We start from the raw sequence: 16,086 nt of genomic DNA on the forward strand, positions 1-16,086 counted from the left end.
CTACCAGAAGCGGGCGATCCAAAGCTGGTTCCCGGCGAGTTCGTCGAAGATCGCATCGGCTGAGATGATTGGTATCCCGTTCTGCGTGGCGGTCGCGGCAAGAAGCCGGTCGAACGGATCGCGATGGGCCCAGTCCATTATGGCTGCAGCCAGACAGATTTCCGGTGTCAGGGCCGCAGCAATGCCACCCTGCTCCTGCAACATTTCCGGCAGCCGGCCGATGAAAGGCTCCATCTCTGGCCATTTACCGAGGCGAACCTTCTGCCCGATTTCAAAAAGGGATATCGGGCTGACGAGAATAGTCTCCGCTTTTTCGATCAGAGCGACCGCCTTGGCCGAGAGCCGCTCGTCGCCGGTCAGCGACCATGCCCAGGCATGGGTGTCGAGCAGAAGCGAATTCACTCGATCCCTTCCCAGGCAGCAAGATCGCTTCCATCCATGGGCTCGAAAAAGTCCGGCCCCTTTCCAGCAACCTGTCCCTTGAGCAGGCCGATTTTGAAGGAAGATTGCGCAATCGGAATGATCTTCACAACAGGCTTATGCCCTTTGGCGATCACCACTTCCTCACCGGAAAGGGCGGCGTCGATCAACTTCGACAGATTGGTCTTCGCGGCATGAATGGTAACCTGCATCGCAGTCCTCATTAGCTAACTTAGCTAATCATATCACCTCACCACGAATTCCGCTACCGAATTCGAAAATTCGGATAATTATTGAACCATATCAAAATCATAAAGCCGGAAAGTGAATCACTTCCCGGCTTTCATTCATTGAATCAGTTCCTGAGCGCGCCGCCTCAAGCGACTGCGAAGACTCGCCAAATCAGGCCGCGTCCTCGATCTCCTCGCCCGTCTTGCGCGGCACGTAGTTGAGCACCGGCCCGAGCCAGCGTTCGACTTCGGAAACTTCCATACCCTTACGCTTGGCATAGTCTTCCACCTGATCGCGCTCCACCTTGGCGACGCCGAAGTAATAGGAGTCGGGGTGGCCGATATAGAGGCCGGAGACCGATGAACCCGGCCACATCGCATAGCTCTCCGTCAGCTTGACGCCAGCCGCCTTTTCCGCATCCAACAGCTTGAAAAGCGTTGCCTTCTCGGTGTGATCGGGCTGGGCGGGATAACCGGGCGCCGGCCGAATACCGGCATAGGCTTCGGCAATGAGATCCTCTTTGCTGAGCGTCTCATCCTTCGCATAGCCCCAATATTCGCGGCGCACCTGCTCATGCATGCGCTCGGCGAAGGCTTCGGCGAAGCGGTCGGCCAGCGCCTTGACGAGGATCGAGGAATAATCGTCATTGGCACGTTCGAAGCGCTCGGCGATGGCGATTTCCTCGATGCCTGATGTCACAACGAAGCCGCCCATATAATCAGGCACACCGCTTGCGACAGGGGCGACGAAATCGGAGAGCGCCACGTTCGGCCGCCCGTCCCGCTTCGAAAGCTGCTGGCGCAACGTGTAGAAGGTGGCGAGCTCCCGGCTGCGGCTCTCGTCGGTAAACAGGCGGATATCGTCGCCGACGGCGCCGGCCGGCCAGAAGCCGATGACGGCGCGCGGGCGGAACCACTTCTCGTCGATGATCTTCTTGAGCATCGCCTGCGCATCCGCCCAGAGTGCACGCGCCGCCTCGCCCTGCTTCTCGTCTTCGAGGATGGCAGGGTAACGGCCGCGCAGTTCCCAGGTCTGGAAGAACGGCGTCCAGTCGATATATCTGGCAAGCTCGGCCAGATCGTAATCCTCGAACACCCGCGTACCGAAGAATTGCGGCTTTGTCGGCTTGTAGGCAGGCCAGTCGACCTTATGCGCATTCTCGCGAGCCCGCGGTAGCGGCAGGCGCACCTTCTCGGCTTCGCTGCGGGCATGGGCGGCCGCCACCTTGGCATATTCGGCCCTTGTATCGTCGACATAGCCCTGGCGCGTTTCCGGCGAGAGCAGCGCCGAGACGACGCCGACAGCGCGGCTCGCATCGGTGACGTAGATCGCCTGGCCCTTGTTGTAGCCGGGATGGATCTTGACGGCCGTATGCACGCGGCTGGTCGTCGCCCCGCCGATCAGCAGCGGGATGTCGAAACCCTGCCGTTCCATTTCGGCCGCGACATGCACCATCTCGTCGAGCGACGGCGTGATCAGGCCTGAAAGGCCGATGACATCGACCTTCTCGGCGATCGCCGTTTCGAGAATCTTCGTCGCCGGCACCATGACGCCGAGGTCGACGATCTCGTAATTGTTACAGGCGAGCACAACGCCGACGATATTCTTGCCGATATCGTGCACATCGCCCTTGACCGTCGCCATCAGGATCTTGCCGGCCGAGCGACGCTCCTCGCCGCCGTTCAGGCGTTTTTCCTCTTCCATGTAGGGCAGCAGCACGGCGACCGCCTGCTTCATGACGCGCGCCGATTTGACCACCTGCGGCAGGAACATCTTGCCCGAACCGAAGAGATCGCCGACGACGTTCATGCCGGCCATCAGCGGCCCTTCGATGACATGCAGCGGCCGGGCGGCCTGCTGGCGCGCTTCTTCGGTATCGGCTTCGATATATTCGGTAATGCCGTTCACAAGCGCATGTTCGAGACGCTTCTCGACGCTCCATTCGCGCCAGGAGAGATCCTGAACCCGGCCTTCCCTGGCGCCGGCGCCACGGAAGCGCTCGGCGACTTCGAGCAGCCGCTCGGTGCCGTCGGCACGGCGGTTCAGCACCACGTCCTCGCAGGCCTCGCGCAGTTCGGGATCGATATTGTCGTAGACCGCCAGCTGGCCGGCATTGACGATGCCCATGTCCATGCCCGCCTGGATGGCGTGGTAGAGGAACACGGCATGCATCGCCTCGCGCACCGGCTCGTTGCCGCGGAACGAGAAGGACAGGTTCGAGACGCCGCCGGAGATATGCACGAGCGGCATGCGCTCACGGATCGTCCGCGTCGCCTCGATGAAATCGACGCCGTAATTATTGTGCTCCTCGATGCCGGTCGCGACCGCGAAGATGTTCGGGTCGAAGATGATGTCCTCGGGCGGGAAACCGATCTTTTCGGTCAGAAGCTTGTAGGCGCGCGTGCAGATCTCCACCTTGCGCTCATAGCTGTCGGCCTGCCCCGTCTCGTCGAAGGCCATGACGACGACGGCCGCGCCGTAATTGTGCAACAGCCGCGCCTGGGCGAGGAAATTCTCCTCGCCTTCCTTCAGCGAGATCGAGTTGACGATCGGCTTGCCCTGGACGCGCTTCAGGCCGGATTCGATGATCGAGAATTTCGAACTATCGATCATCACGGGCACGCGGGCGATATCGGGCTCGGCAGCGATCAGGTTGAGGAACTCGACCATCGCCTTTTCGGAATCGATCAGGCCCTCGTCCATGTTGATGTCGATCACCTGCGCGCCGTTTTCGACCTGGTCGCGCGCGACATCGAGTGCCGCCGTGTAATCGGCATTGGTGATCAGCTTGCGGAACTTCGCCGAGCCGGTGACGTTGGTGCGCTCGCCGACATTGACGAAGGGAATGTCCTTGGTCAGCTCGAAAGGTTCGAGGCCCGACAGCGACATGAAGGGGCGGTGCTCGGGGATCGGCCGCGGCTTGTATTTCGCCACGGTCTCGGCGATCGCGCGGATATGTTCCGGCGTCGAGCCGCAGCAGCCGCCGACGATGTTGACCAGGCCTTCGCGGGCGAAGCTGTCGATCTGGGCCGCCATCAGTTCCGGCGTTTCGTCATACTGGCCGAATTCGTTCGGCAGGCCGGCATTCGGATAGGCGCAGATGAAAGTATCGGCCACACCCGAAAGCTCCTGCAGGTGCGGGCGCATCGCATTGGCGCCGAGCGCGCAGTTGAGGCCGATCGTGAAGGGATTGGCGTGGCGCACCGAGTTCCAGAAGGCCGACGGCGTCTGGCCGGAGAGTGTGCGGCCGGAAAGGTCGGTGATCGTGCCGGAGATCATCACCGGCAGGCGCACGCCCTTGGCCTCGAAGCGCTCCTCGCAGGCGAAGATCGCCGCCTTGGCGTTCAGCGTGTCGAAGATCGTCTCGATCAGAATGATGTCGGCGCCGCCGTCGATCAGGCCGTCGATCTGTTCGCCATAGGCGGAGCGCAGATCGTCAAAGGTGACGGCCCGGAAGCCCGGGTTGTTGACATCGGGCGAGATCGAGGCAGTGCGGTTGGTCGGGCCGATGGCGCCGGCGACGAAGCGGCGGCGGCCGTCCTCGCGCTCGGCACGCTGTGCTGCCCGGCGGACGATCTCCGCGCCTTCCTTGTTGAGGTCGTAGACAGCCCCTTCCATCGCGTAATCGGCCTGCGCGATGCGGGTCGAGGAGAAGGTGTTGGTCTCGAGAATATCGGCGCCGGCCATGGCGTATTTGTAATGGATCTCTTCGATCGCATCCGGCTGGGTCAGGATCAGAAGGTCGTTATTGCCCTTCTGGTGGCAGGCGCAGCCGATGAAGCGGGTGCCGCGGAACTGGTCTTCGTCATAGCCGAGCCCCTGGATCTGCGTGCCCATGGCGCCGTCGAGGACGAGGATGCGTTCGCTCGCGGCTTTGCGCAGCGCTGCGAAGACTTCATTGCCGTCACGTTTGCCCGTTTCCGGACCAAAGAGAGTATCGAACACGGGAGGGCTCCTTGACGTCGTAAGACCAGACAGTTCAAATCACATAAAGATATCTTTATGTCAATATATGCCTGTCGATTTCGTGCTTTGCAAGCCTGGCCCCATGACAGACTCGAATGGCCCCTATATAGGCATTTCAAAAGCATCGCCCACGAAATCGGAGGAAATGTCATGGCACCCGTGCTTGGAAACTGGACGAGCCGCGCCTATCACCGCGGCTGGCTGCTCGCCCAGGCAAACGGCCTCTTCGATTTCTTCCAGCATAATTCGCTGAACCCCAAGGGCGGCTTCTACGATCTCGACGACAGCGGCAGGCCGCTTGACGCCGAGGGCCAGGTGCGCGGCATCCATATCGCCGCGCGCGCGGTGCATTGCTTCTCGATCGGCACGCTGCTCGGCCGCCCGGGTGCGAGCGACCTCGTCGACCACGGCATGGACTATCTCTGGAACCATCATCGCGACCGCAAAAACGGCGGCTATTTCTGGTCGCTGAACAATGACGGCCCGGTCGATACCACCAAGCAGGGTTATGGCCACGCTTTCGTGCTGCTGGCCGCCTCCTCCGCCAAGACGATCGGCCATCCGCTGGCCGACGGCATGCTGTCCGACATCACCGAAATCCTCAACAGCAGGTTCTGGGAACCGCGCCACGGCGCCATCGCCGAGGAATTCACCGCCGACTGGCAGCCGCTCGACGGCGGCGCCTATCGCGGCCAGAACTCCAACATGCACCTGACCGAAGCGCTGATGGCCGCCTTCGAAGCATCAGGCGACCGGGACTACCTGACCAAGGCCGAAAGCATCGCCGATCTCGTCATCCGCCGGCAGGCGGGCTCGGTCGATTGGCGCGTCGCCGAGCATTTCGACGCCGACTGGAAGCTCGACAAGCAATATTATCATCCGAACGAAATGTTCCGCCCGGCCGGCACGACGCCCGGCCACTGGCTGGAATGGGCCCGCCTCATCCTGCAGCTCTGGGTGCTCGGCGGCAAACGCATCGAATGGATGCCGGATGCGGCCAAGGCGCTCTTCGAGCAGTCGATGGCGCTCGGCTGGGACAATGACAAGGGCGGCTTCTTCTATACGCTCGACTGGGACGACAAGCCCGCCAAGCGTAACAAGCTCTGGTGGCCGGCCTGCGAGGGTGCTGCCGCAGCCCACTTCCTCAACGAGCATCTGCCGAGCGACGACCACGAGGAATGCTACCGCAAGATTTGGAACGTGATCGAACGCGCCTTCATCGACCACAGGAATGGCGGCTGGCACGAGGAACTGACGGAAGACCTCGTTCCCGCCCATTCGCTCTTCCCCGGCAAGGGCGACATCTACCATGCCCTGCAGGCCTGCCTCATCCCGCTTTTCCCGGCAACCGGCAGCCTGACGAAGGGCATCACCGAAGCCGGCGGCAAGCTCTAAAGCGTGTCGCAATCTTTCAGATCGCTTGTCACGCTTTAGGTCTTTGTGTGCGCATGTCTTTATCGCAAAACCGCTGCACACTTTTGCGAGACATGCTCTGAGGCTCAGTAACCCGGCGCCCGCAATTCGGCCGCCGGGTTGCGCTGGAACCATTCGACATCCTCGTTGACGCGGTCGAGTTCGTCCTGCACGTCGCGCTGGTCGCGGCGGATGTCGTGCATGTCGTCTTCCAGATCCTCGATCCGCCGGCGCAATTCCGACCTGTCGCCGTCCTTCGCATCCTTCAGCCTGTCGGAAAGCTGGTCGATCTCAGCCTCCTTGGTGCTGTAGTCGTTCTGCATCGAGTTGAAGCGCTCCTGCAGCCCGTGCTGCTTGGCTCCGAGATTGAAGCCGCGCAGGAAGCCCGAAGCGGTTTCCGGCGGGCAGACATTGGCATAGCCGCTGCCAGCCTGGCCGCGCGCCAGGCCGCTCAGCGGCGTGCAGTAGCGCACCAGCCCGGACTGATATCCCTGGAACCAGATCGTCTGATCCGGCACGATCTTCACCCGCTCGCAGGATTTCGCATGCGCGGCAAAGCGCTGCTGCGGCTCGTAGCCCGCCGCACCGTCGCTCTCGCCGATCACCCGCCAGTCGGCGGCCACACATTCCTCCTTGGAGAGCGTGTTGCAGGAGGCAAGGAGAAGGCCGAAGCCGGCAACAGCGGCAAGCGCAAGGAAGAGGCGGATCATGGCGTCCCGGGGAGTTGAGGAAGGCGATGCCGCACCTTAACCACAGGACAAGCCCGCGTCACCGGAGCGGCGACGCGATTTTGCACTTTTCATGGCTTTTTTCTGTCGAAATTACGGCAGAAACCCACTCAGAGCGGAGCGAGCCGCAGCGTATCCAGGTCCTTCGCCAGCATCAGCGCCAGCGCCTCGACCGCGAGATTATGGTCGTCGCGCTGCGGCAGGCCGGAGACGGTGACCGCGCCGATGCAGCCGGTGCCCTTGACGTTGATCGGGAAACTGCCGCCATGCGGCGCATAATCGGCGCCGGAAAGCCCGTTATCCTCGACCGTCTTGCCGTCCTTGCCGAGCTTCAGGCCGGAGGCATAGCTGCTGCGGAAATAGCGCAGCACCATGTTGCGTTTGCGGCGAACCCAATTGACATTATCGGGCGTCACCCCCGGCAGCGCGGCATAGAAGACCGGCATCGAATGCAGGGTCACATCGATCGCAATCCCGAGGCCGCGCTCGGTGGCGAGTTCCTGCAGGAGCTTGCCGAGCTGCCATGCCGTCGTCAGGTCGAAGGCATCGAAGCTCAGCGCTTTTTCCTGCTCCGCGATCCGGTTGAGATCGTCGTCGAGTGTCATGATAAGGCGCTCCTCTGCCGCAATGATCCGTTGCAGACCATTCTCGCGAGAGGCGAAAAAGTAAAGCAAAACTTGGATCTGCCCCAGCTCAGAGCTTCGGCGTCAGCATCTCGAAACGGTCGCGCGTTGTGGCGCAGGTATCGCCACCGAGCCGCGCAATGGCATCGACGGCGGCCGGATCGACATGCAGCCGTTCCGGATCGACGACGCCGTCGCGGTAATGCGCGTAGACGATCTCGCCCATGACGATCTGCCGCGAGCGGCCGAGCTCCAGCGTCACATGCCGCCGGCATTCGAAGGCGGCCGGCGCCTCGGCAATCCAGGGCGAAGCCACCTTCTCCCCCGCCATCGCCGTCAATCCCGCTTGCTTCAGCTCGTCGACACCGCGCGGATATTTGGCGCCGCAAACATGCATCGCCTCGGCGATGGCGAAAGACACGATATTGACCGTGAAGACCTCGGTCATGCGGATATTGTGGCCGGTGTCCTTGAATGACATGTCGGCATTGTTCTCGACGCCGATCGCCAGAATCGGCGGATCGGCCGACAGGCAGTTGAAGAAGCTGAATGGGGCGGCGTTGATCCGGCCGTGTTCATCGACCGTCGTCACCAGCGCGATCGGTCGCGGAATGATCGTGCCGATCATCAGCTTGTAACGCTGGCGCTCGGAAAGCTCTGTGAAGTCGAAGGAAACGGCCATGGCTCAGCCGGCCAGCGAGAAGGCGCTCATCGCGCCGGTGAAGGGTTTTGGCAGCGGCGAGGCGTAGGAGCCGCGCTTGCTCGTGGAAAGCCCGAGCGAGACCAGCGCCTCGGCCTGCTTGACGGCGGCTGCGACGCCGTCAATGACGGGCACGCCGTAAATATCCTGCAATTCCCTAGCCAGATCCGTCATGCCGGCGCAGCCGAGCACGATCGCCTCGGCACCGTCTTCTTCCAGCGCCCGCTCGATCTCGGCCCTGAGCTTGCAGATTGCGCCCGATGCCGCATCTTCGAGCTCCAGCACCGGAATGTCGGAGGCGCGCACCTTGGCGCGCTCGCCCATGCCGTAGCGGCGCACCAGATTGTCGATCAGCACCCGCGAGCGCTCCAGCGTCGTCACCACGGTAAAGCGCTGCGCCAGGAAGCCGGCCGTTGCGACGGCGGATTCGCAAAGCCCGAGGATCGGCACGTCGGCAAAGCTGCGCGCCGCTTCAAGGCCGGTATCGTCGAAGCAGGCGATGACGGCCGCGTCATAGCCCGCCACCTGCCGCTCCTTCAGTTCGGAAAGCAGGCCGGGGATCGCCAGCGCCCCATCGTAATGGCCTTCGATGGAAACAGGCCCCATTTGCGAAGTGGCGGCGATGATTTCCGTGCCGGACGCGGCCACCGCGCGCGCGGCAGTGGCGGCCTTCTCGGTCATGGAGGCCGTGGTGTTCGGATTGACGATGAGAATGCGCATGTCAGTTGATCTTTGCCTGCCGCCGGCCGAGCATGATCATGATGCCGAGCGCGATGAGAATGATGGTGAAGGAAAACAGTGTCGTCACTGTGCCGAGCGCATAGAGCACCGGCGTCGTGACATTGGTGGTCATGCCGTAGATTTCGAGCGGCAGCGTGTTGTAGCTGCCCGAGGTCATCAGCGTGCGGGCGAATTCGTCATAGGAGAGCGTGAAGCCGAATAGGCCGACGCCGATCAGGCTTGGCGCGATCATCGGCAGCACGACATGGCGGAAGGTCTGCCAGGAGCTGGCGCCGAGGTCGCGCGCCGCCTCCTCATAGGCCGGCGAGAAGCGGTTGAAGACGGCAAACATGATCAGCACGCCGAAGGGCAGCGTCCAGGTGAGATGCGCGCCGAAGGCCGAGGAATACCAGGCGGGCTTCAGCCCTCCCTCCTGGAAGACGACGCCGATGCCGAGCGAGACGATGATCGACGGCACCACGAGGCTGGCGACCGTGGCATAGAACAGCGCAGTCGAGCCGCGGAAACGGCGGCGGAAGGCAAGGCCGGCAAGCAGCGACACCGTGACGGTCACGACCATCACCATCAGCCCGAGGGTGAAGGACCGGCGGAAAGAGGCGCCGAAATCGCCGACCGCCTGCTTTTCGAACAGGTTGAAGAACCAGTGGGTGGAAACGCCGTTCATCGGGAAGGTCAGGCCGCCGTCCGGCCCCTGGAAGGAGAGGATCAGGATCGCCGAGAGCGGGCCGTAGAGGAACAGCACGAAGACGGCGAAGAAGATCGCCAGCAGATAGAATTCGAGGCCGCGTTTTTCGTGGTTCATCTCAAAGCTCCTTGCGGATGTCGACGACGCGCAGGATGGCCGCGACCATCAGGAGCACCACGGCCAGCAGCACCACGGCATTGGCGGCAGCGGCCGGATATTGCAGCAGCGACATCTGGTTCTTCATCATCAGCGCCACCGAGGCGCTCTGGCCACCGGACATCACCTGCACCGTCGAAAAATCGGCCATGACGAGGGTGACGACGAAGATCGAGCCGATCGCCATGCCGGGCTTGGCGAGCGGAATGACGACGTTCCACAGCACCTGCCAGCCCGACGCGCCGGCATCGCGCGCCGCCTCGAATAGCGACCGGTCGATGCGCATCAGCGTGTTGAAGATCGGCGTCACCATGAACAGCGTATAGAGATGCACCATCGCAAGCACGACGGCAAAATCGGAATAGAGCAGCCATTCGATCGGCTGCGGGATGATACCCATCTTGATCAGCGACGAATTGACGAGGCCATTGCGCCCGAGCACCGGGATCCACGAGATCATGCGGATGATGTTCGAGGTCATGAACGGCACGGTGCAGACAAGGAAGAGGATCATCTGCGTCGAGGTCTTGCGGATGTGGAAGGCCAGGAAATAGGCAACCCAGAAACCGATGAGAAGCGTCAGCCCCCAGACGATGGCGGTGAATTTCAGCGTGTTGAGATAGGTCTTCCACGTCACCCATGAACCGAGCGTATCGGTGTAGTTCATGGTGAGAAAATCGGGATAGAGGCCGGCGAAATCATAATCCCAGAAGCTGACGACCGCGATCATGGCGATCGGCAGCAGGAAGAAGAAACCGAGAATGGCGATCAGCGGTGTCGCCTGGAGATAGGAGATGGCCGAGGGGGAGAGGCGGAAGGCGCGGCCGCCGCGGGCGCCGTGGCTGCCCTCTTCCGTATCTGCTGCGATGGTTGCCATATCCGGTTCTCCCTTTATCCATATTCCGGCAGACGAGGGATGCCCCTCATCCGCCTGCCGGCACCTTCTCCCCGCAGGCGGGGAGAAGGGAAGCGCGGCAGCGCCTTGGCTACCGCGGACCTTGCGTCGGATAGGGAGGGCTCAAAAAAAGACCCCTCCCCAACCCTCCCCACAAGGGGGAGGGAGTTTCTCTGCCGCAACCTCGCCGGGCTCCCTCCCCCTTGTGGGGAGGGTTGGGGAGGGGAAAGCGGCACACGCCGACCTGCATCAGGCGGCGATGAACTCGTTCCAGCGGCGGACCATGTAGCGGTCTTCGTCCATCACCGAGTTCCAGCAGGCGACGGCGCCCATGCGGGCTTCGAAGGAACCGCCGTCGCGGACGGCTCCGGCCTTTTCCATGACCTTGCCCTCAGGCGACAGGATATCGCCCTGCGCCGCCTTGCCCTCGATCCAGTAGCCCCATTCGTCAGCCGACATGAAGTTCTTGGCGGTGTCCATGCAGGCGGAATAGTAGCCCTGGCGGTTGAGATAGCCGCCGACCCAGCCTGATGTGTACCAGTTGATGTACTCGTAAGCCGCGTCGAGCTCGGCGCCCTTCAGATGCGAGGCAAGGCCGAGACCGCCGCCCCAGGCGCGGTAGCCTTCCTTGAGCGGCTGGAAGGTGCAGGCGATGCCCTTGGAGCGGACGGCGGCAACGGCCGGCGACCACATCGACTGGATGACGACTTCGCCCGAGGCCATCAGGTTGACCGACTCGTCGAACGACTTCCAGAAGGCGCGGAACTGGCCCTCGCCCTTGGTCTTGATCAGGAATTCGATCGTCTTGTCGATCTCTTCCTTGGTCATGTTGCCCTTGTCGGCATATTTGATCTTGCCGGAGGCCTCCATGATCATCGCGGCATCCATGATGCCGATCGACGGAATGTTGAGGATAGCGGTCTTGCCCTTGAAGGCCGGATCGAGAATATCGGCCCAGCTGGTGATCGGACGGCCGGTGAGATCGGGACGGATGCCGAGCGTGTCGGCATTGTAGATGGTCGGAACCATCGTCATCCACTGCGTCGGCTCCTTGGCGAATTTCTTGGAACCCTGCGCCTCGACGAAGCCGACCGTGTGCGGCGCCGTGCCCTGGGCGATGACGCTGTCCGGCTTCAGCTTGCCGTTGATGAACAGCGGCACGATCTTGTCGTAATATTTCAGCTTCTTGACGTCCATCGGCTGCAGCACGCCTGTCGGGAACACCTTCTTGGCGATCCAGTATTCGATATCGGCAATGTCGTAGCTGTCGGGCTGGGTGACGGCGCGCTGGGCGGCGGCGTCGGAATCGGTCGCCGTCATCTCCAGCGTGATGCCGAGATCGGCCTTGCACTTTTCGGCGATGGCATTGATGTTCGAGACGCCGGTGCCGAACTGGCGAAGCGTGATGTTCGTCTTCGCCCAGATTGTCGGGAAGCCGGTGATCACGCCGGAGCCGGCGATGGCGCCGACGGCGGCAGCCCCCGTCTTCAGCAGCGTGCGGCGGGAAAGACCCTTCCCAGCCTTGGTCGATGTGGTTTCAGTCGTCATGTCAGTTCCCCTTTTTGTTGATGCGGAAGGATGGTTGGTGATGGTCATGCGGAAGAGCGGCCGAGAAGCACGGCATCCTCGAGCGCCCAGCTGAGCGCAACGGCATCGCCGACAGAAACCGGCCGGGCGAAATAGTCGCTGTCGTCTGATATGACGGTGAAGTCGTCGCTGCCGGCGCCGATAACGGTGATCTTCACCGAGGAGCCGCGATATTCGACGTTGGAGACGGTGCCGTTGAAGCCGAGCGTCCATTCCGTCGCCACCTGCAGGCGCACGCGGTCGGTGCGGATGCCGATATCGACCGGTTCGCCGACCTCCCTGCCTGCCCCGCGCACGGAAAAGCTCTGCCCCTCCGGCACAGTCATGACGAGCACGCCGTTGTCGCTTGAGGTCACCCGGCCGCTGAGCACGTTGTGATCGCCCATGAAGCGGGCGACGAAGGCGGTTGCCGGCTTCTCAAACACTTCGCGGGGCGCAGCCGCCTGCTCGATCCGGCCGTCATTCATGATGACCATGATATCGGCGAGCGCCATCGCCTCTTCCTGGCTGTGGGTGACATGGACGAAGGTGATACCGAGCGACTTCTGCAGTTTCTTGAGTTCGGCGCGCATGCGGATCTTCAGGAATGGATCGAGCGCCGACAGCGGCTCGTCGAGCAGCAGCGCCTCCGGATCGGTGATCAGCGCGCGCGCCAGCGCCACACGCTGCTGCTGGCCGCCGGAAAGCTGGGCCGGGCGCCTGGAGGCATAGGGCTCCATCTGCATCAGCTTCAGCAGGTCGAGCGCCTTGGCCCGCCGCTCGGCCTTGTCGACGCCCTTCATCTTCAGGCTGAAGGCGACATTGTCGATGAGATCGAGATGCGGAAACAGCGCATAGGACTGGAACATCATCGCCGTGCCGCGCCTGGCCGGCGGAAAATCGGTGACAACAGTATTGCCGAGCCGGATATCGCCCGACGAAATGCTCTCATGGCCGGCAATCATGCGCAGCGTCGAGGTCTTGCCGCAGCCCGATGGGCCGAGGAAGCAGCAATAGGCGCCGGCCGGAATTTTCAGGCTGATGGCATGGACGGCCGTTGTCGCCCCATAGACCTTCGAAACGGATACTATATCGATCTCTGCCGCTTTCGACATCATGCCTTCCCCTGTTTGGAAAAGACGATGCATCTGCCGTGCCAGATTCCGTTTCACCGACCAAACCATTGTGAAAAAACGGTTTTATCGACGATCCATCCGCGAGGTAAAATTATGGGCTAGGCAGTGTCTGCACATGATTTAGGCTTTCGTGCTCAATTTGTGCAGAAAATCGTATACAATTCCGCCGGCGTTTCGGGCACAAATTCCGTTTAACTTTTGCCGCGAAGCCGGATATGGTTTGCCCGCCATCAGGGAATGATTTCATGAAATCCGCCGCCAAGGCTATGCAGGCCGAAGACTCCGCCGAAACCGGCGCGCAACAGATCCGCGACGCCATTCGCGAGGCGATCGTCGAGCGCCGGCTTTCACCCGGCACCAAGCTTTCCGAAAGCGATGTCGGCAATCTCTTCAACGTCAGCCGCACGCTCGCCCGCGCCGCCCTGCAGGCGCTCTCCTATGAGGGCCTCGTCAGCGTCGAGAAGAACCGCGGCGCCTTCGTCGCCTATCCCTCGCCGGAGGAGGCCCGCCAGATCTTTTCCGCCCGCCGCCTGGTCGAACCCGGCATATTGCGTGAGGCGGCGGCGCGGATCACCGCGGATGATATCAGCCAGCTGAAACAGCTGTTGCTGGAGGAAGGGCGGCTGATGAGCGAACGCGGCCAGACGGCGCGCCGCGCCGAGATCAAGGCGTCGGGCGATTTCCACCTGATGCTGGCGGAGATCTCAGGCAATGCAATCATGCAGCGCTTCATGGAAGAGCTCGTTGCCCGCTCCTCCCTGGTGATTGCCCTTTACGGCCAATCCACCGCATCGAGCTGCGGCCATTCCGAACATGGCGAGATCATCTCGGCGATCGAAAGCAGCGACCTCGACCGCGCCTGCCGGCTGATGCTGCATCACATCGCCCATATCGAGACCGATCTCGACCTGCGCGAGCGCAAGAGCCTCGGCCTCAAGGAAGCCTTCGAGCTTTAAGAAGCAGGAGACGTCGGACGCGCGTCCGCGGTGTTCCGAACCCTACCAGGGCGTCCGCTTGGGCAGCATCTCAAGGGCCGCGAAAATATCCTCCGCGGGCCTCGGCTCGCTCGAGCGCAGTTTCACGGTTCCGTCGCGCCCGATCAGGATCAGCCCGAACTCACCGGATGGCGGCCCCTGCAGCCGCTCTCTGACATCGTCGGCATCGAGTTCGGAGCCGTCGTCGAGCAGCGAGAAAGCGCCGCCGCCGGCGATGATGAAAACCTCGATGTCTTCCTCGATGAGACGCATATGCGCGTTCCGCAGCCATTCGTCCTGGATGACGGCACGGTCGTCCTGCGCATCGGCAAAGATGATCAGCACCCGCTTCCTGTCGCGAAATTGCTCGAGCGATTGCGGAAGTTCCGGCTCACGCCGCGGCGTGCCGATGATTTCTTGAACGATGGATTTCAGCATGGTGCTCATTCCTCACCCGCACTGGCGGCGGGCATGCCAGTAAACGGCTGGCAAGGGGCGAGGTTCCGCCGGAAAGCGGAAAAGGATCGCAGCCAGGGCCGCGATCCTTTTCCCGTCAGTCGCGGCTCTGGTCTTCTGCTGCGTGAGCCGAAACGGCGACGAGATCGACCGTGCCGTTGGCAAGAAGGCGCTTGCGCACCAGCACGCGCATGACGCGCGCCGCCGTCGAGAAGGTCATCTGGTCGAGCGGGCCTTCGCCCTCCCACGGCTTGGTCAGCCGCTCGGTGACAGCGCCGACGATGTTCATCGGCACGATGTCGGTGCATTCGCGCATGGCTTCGAAAACGAAGCCGATGGGGACGACCCGTCCTTCGTAGGTCACGATCGGTTCGGTCAATTCGCTGTCCCATTCCTCGAAGGCATAAAGCGCTTCGCGAAACAGCTGCTGGAGGGTAAACGGCGCGTGGCCGTCATGAAGTGGCGGCAGGGCATTCATCATGTCTGTCTCCTCTTGATGGGTTGAAGCCAAAGTCCTCCGGTATCGGTCGCGCCAACGCGGGAACGGAGCGTTTTGCTGCCCCTGCGAACCGATTAACACGATTGATTCTATAGACTAACGCGCCGGGGTAAAGCCCATTTATCCGCCCTCGCGGAAGCCAATTCCATAACGCGCTGATTTTCTTGCGTCTTTTAGGCGAAATTTTCCAACCAGCAGCCGTTCGTGAAATTCCATGCCACAGCCTCTGGACCGCCCTGCAGTGGCGAAAAAACCCTGAAAAATCACGGAACTTTTGCCGCTGTAATCTGTTTTGTTCTCACACTTCGAAAAACAGTCTGGGGAATCACCAATGACGCAAATCCGTGAATCGGAGCGCCGAAGCAGGGTCGTGCGCGGCCGCCCTTACAGCCTTGACGAATTCGCTTCCAAATACGGCCTGGGCGGCGAGCAGGCCGAAAGCCTGTTCACCCGTTTCGGGCCCTCCTCGATCGAACTCGACCTGCTGATGGCCGCCAAGCGCCGCCTGCCCGTTCGCCACGACAGACCGCTTCCGCAGGAAAGACCGCTTCCGCAGGACAGAATTGCCGAATAACACCTTTCACACATGGAATGGATAGATGAGCGACAGACGCCACGAATGGATCAGCAAAAGGGCCTACGCGATCTGGGAAGAACAGGGCCGTCCAGACGGACGCGATGACGATCACTGGCGCCAGGCGGTTGCCGAACGCAATGCACTGGAACGCACGAAGGCCTCCATCGACGGCCGCGAGGTCCTGGTGAAATTTCGCCCGAAGCAGCCGAAGCCCGAAATACTGCGCGAGGACTGGATCAACCCGTCGACCAAGGTTGGCTGATCTTGACCTGCCACTGAACTTTCATCCAGCGGCGATTAGAGCCCCGGCGGTTTTGAAT

At 61.9% G+C, this 16,086-nt stretch carries 17 protein-coding genes; 4 read left to right on the top strand and 13 right to left on the bottom strand.

The features are described 5' to 3' along the window. The 3 genes from AF337_RS21430 to metH all read right to left on the bottom strand — a co-directional run bounded on the left by AF337_RS21430 (position 1) and on the right by metH (position 4,596). Positions 1-402 carry a type II toxin-antitoxin system VapC family toxin gene (locus AF337_RS21430; RefSeq protein ID WP_049733695.1) on the bottom strand — a complete coding sequence of 134 codons (402 nt, stop codon included), beginning with the start codon at positions 400-402 and terminating at the stop codon, positions 1-3. After that, a complete protein-coding gene (locus tag AF337_RS21435; protein WP_049733696.1) occupies positions 399-632 on the bottom strand; it encodes a type II toxin-antitoxin system Phd/YefM family antitoxin in 234 nt (77 codons plus the stop codon). The genes AF337_RS21430 and AF337_RS21435 overlap by 4 nt, the downstream gene beginning before the upstream one ends. 190 nt (positions 633-822) lie before the next feature. Then, positions 823-4,596: a methionine synthase gene (metH, locus tag AF337_RS21440; protein ID WP_049733697.1), complete on the bottom strand. Its 3,774-nt coding sequence runs from the start codon at positions 4,594-4,596 to the stop codon at positions 823-825. Between the two features lie 171 nt (positions 4,597-4,767). On the opposite strand from metH, the gene AF337_RS21445 reads away from it, so the two are divergent. Next, on the top strand, positions 4,768-6,012 hold the full coding sequence (locus tag AF337_RS21445) for an AGE family epimerase/isomerase (protein ID WP_049733698.1): 1,245 nt from the start codon (positions 4,768-4,770) through the stop codon (positions 6,010-6,012). Positions 6,013-6,116: 104 nt separating this feature from the next. On the opposite strand, the gene AF337_RS21450 is transcribed toward AF337_RS21445, so the two are convergent. The 8 genes from AF337_RS21450 to AF337_RS21485 form a co-directional block, all read right to left on the bottom strand. Continuing rightward, the gene (locus AF337_RS21450; RefSeq protein ID WP_049733699.1) at positions 6,117-6,740 is read right to left on the bottom strand and encodes a DUF2799 domain-containing protein; all 624 of its coding nucleotides are present in this window, start codon (positions 6,738-6,740) and stop codon (positions 6,117-6,119) included. Between the two features lie 128 nt (positions 6,741-6,868). Then, entirely contained in the window at positions 6,869-7,363 is a 495-nt protein-coding gene (locus AF337_RS21455; protein WP_049733720.1) for a heme-degrading domain-containing protein, read from the bottom strand. An 88-nt stretch (positions 7,364-7,451) separates the two neighbouring features. Continuing rightward, a complete protein-coding gene (locus AF337_RS21460) occupies positions 7,452-8,063 on the bottom strand; it encodes a flavin reductase family protein (RefSeq protein WP_049733700.1) in 612 nt (203 codons plus the stop codon). Between the two features lie 3 nt (positions 8,064-8,066). After that, a complete protein-coding gene (locus AF337_RS21465) occupies positions 8,067-8,801 on the bottom strand; it encodes an aspartate/glutamate racemase family protein (RefSeq protein ID WP_049733701.1) in 735 nt (244 codons plus the stop codon). A gap of 1 nt (position 8,802) precedes the next feature. Then, positions 8,803-9,624 (bottom strand): ABC transporter permease, encoded by an 822-nt coding sequence (locus AF337_RS21470; RefSeq protein ID WP_049733702.1) that lies wholly within the window; start codon positions 9,622-9,624, stop codon positions 8,803-8,805. Between the two features lies 1 nt (position 9,625). Further along, positions 9,626-10,540, bottom strand: coding sequence for an ABC transporter permease (locus AF337_RS21475; protein WP_049733703.1), 915 nt, complete (start codon positions 10,538-10,540; stop codon positions 9,626-9,628). A 267-nt stretch (positions 10,541-10,807) separates the two neighbouring features. Then, a complete protein-coding gene (locus AF337_RS21480) occupies positions 10,808-12,106 on the bottom strand; it encodes an ABC transporter substrate-binding protein (RefSeq protein ID WP_049733704.1) in 1,299 nt (432 codons plus the stop codon). Positions 12,107-12,150: 44 nt separating this feature from the next. Beyond that, positions 12,151-13,239: an ABC transporter ATP-binding protein gene (locus AF337_RS21485; protein ID WP_049733705.1), complete on the bottom strand. Its 1,089-nt coding sequence runs from the start codon at positions 13,237-13,239 to the stop codon at positions 12,151-12,153. 266 nt (positions 13,240-13,505) lie between these two features. On the opposite strand from AF337_RS21485, the gene AF337_RS21490 reads away from it, so the two are divergent. Next, complete coding sequence (locus AF337_RS21490; protein WP_049733706.1) at positions 13,506-14,216, top strand: GntR family transcriptional regulator; 711 nt, start codon at positions 13,506-13,508, stop codon at positions 14,214-14,216. A gap of 42 nt (positions 14,217-14,258) precedes the next feature. Here AF337_RS21490 and AF337_RS21495 read toward each other — a convergent pair whose 3' ends face one another. Both AF337_RS21495 and AF337_RS21500 read right to left on the bottom strand, forming a co-directional pair. Beyond that, positions 14,259-14,672, bottom strand: coding sequence for a DUF4174 domain-containing protein (locus tag AF337_RS21495; protein WP_049733721.1), 414 nt, complete (start codon positions 14,670-14,672; stop codon positions 14,259-14,261). Between the two features lie 115 nt (positions 14,673-14,787). Continuing rightward, entirely contained in the window at positions 14,788-15,171 is a 384-nt protein-coding gene (locus tag AF337_RS21500) for a BRA0787 family protein (RefSeq protein ID WP_049733707.1), read from the bottom strand. Between the two features lie 349 nt (positions 15,172-15,520). Between AF337_RS21500 and AF337_RS21505 the strand changes: the two genes are divergently transcribed. Together AF337_RS21505 and AF337_RS21510 are read left to right on the top strand one after the other, a co-directional pair. After that, positions 15,521-15,763, top strand: coding sequence for a hypothetical protein (locus AF337_RS21505; RefSeq protein ID WP_049733708.1), 243 nt, complete (start codon positions 15,521-15,523; stop codon positions 15,761-15,763). A 25-nt stretch (positions 15,764-15,788) separates the two neighbouring features. Next, positions 15,789-16,028, top strand: a complete 240-nt coding sequence (locus AF337_RS21510; RefSeq protein WP_049733709.1) for a DUF2934 domain-containing protein — start codon at positions 15,789-15,791, stop codon at positions 16,026-16,028. The last annotated feature ends 58 nt before the right edge of the window (positions 16,029-16,086 follow it).

This window comes from Rhizobium ecuadorense, assembly GCF_001187535.1.
Lineage (GTDB): Bacteria > Pseudomonadota > Alphaproteobacteria > Rhizobiales > Rhizobiaceae > Rhizobium > Rhizobium ecuadorense.

Bases quoted from the DNA above. Each gene is read 5' to 3' on its own strand.
- AF337_RS21475 (WP_049733703.1), bottom strand. From the start codon at position 10,540: ATGGCAACCATCGCAGCAGATACGGAAGAGGGCAGCCACGGCGCCCGC.
- AF337_RS21495 (WP_049733721.1), bottom strand. From the start codon at position 14,672: ATGCTGAAATCCATCGTTCAAGAAATCATCGGCACGCCGCGGCGTGAG.
- AF337_RS21510 (WP_049733709.1), top strand. From the start codon at position 15,789: ATGAGCGACAGACGCCACGAATGGATCAGCAAAAGGGCCTACGCGATC.
- AF337_RS21505 (WP_049733708.1), top strand. From the start codon at position 15,521: ATGACGCAAATCCGTGAATCGGAGCGCCGAAGCAGGGTCGTGCGCGGC.
- AF337_RS21500 (WP_049733707.1), bottom strand. From the start codon at position 15,171: ATGATGAATGCCCTGCCGCCACTTCATGACGGCCACGCGCCGTTTACC.
- AF337_RS21485 (WP_049733705.1), bottom strand. From the start codon at position 13,239: ATGTCGAAAGCGGCAGAGATCGATATAGTATCCGTTTCGAAGGTCTAT.
- AF337_RS21435 (WP_049733696.1), bottom strand. From the start codon at position 632: ATGCAGGTTACCATTCATGCCGCGAAGACCAATCTGTCGAAGTTGATC.
- AF337_RS21445 (WP_049733698.1), top strand. From the start codon at position 4,768: ATGGCACCCGTGCTTGGAAACTGGACGAGCCGCGCCTATCACCGCGGC.
- AF337_RS21465 (WP_049733701.1), bottom strand. From the start codon at position 8,801: ATGCGCATTCTCATCGTCAATCCGAACACCACGGCCTCCATGACCGAG.
- AF337_RS21470 (WP_049733702.1), bottom strand. From the start codon at position 9,624: ATGAACCACGAAAAACGCGGCCTCGAATTCTATCTGCTGGCGATCTTC.
- AF337_RS21455 (WP_049733720.1), bottom strand. From the start codon at position 7,363: ATGACACTCGACGACGATCTCAACCGGATCGCGGAGCAGGAAAAAGCG.
- AF337_RS21480 (WP_049733704.1), bottom strand. From the start codon at position 12,106: ATGACGACTGAAACCACATCGACCAAGGCTGGGAAGGGTCTTTCCCGC.
- AF337_RS21460 (WP_049733700.1), bottom strand. From the start codon at position 8,063: ATGGCCGTTTCCTTCGACTTCACAGAGCTTTCCGAGCGCCAGCGTTAC.
- AF337_RS21450 (WP_049733699.1), bottom strand. From the start codon at position 6,740: ATGATCCGCCTCTTCCTTGCGCTTGCCGCTGTTGCCGGCTTCGGCCTT.
- AF337_RS21490 (WP_049733706.1), top strand. From the start codon at position 13,506: ATGAAATCCGCCGCCAAGGCTATGCAGGCCGAAGACTCCGCCGAAACC.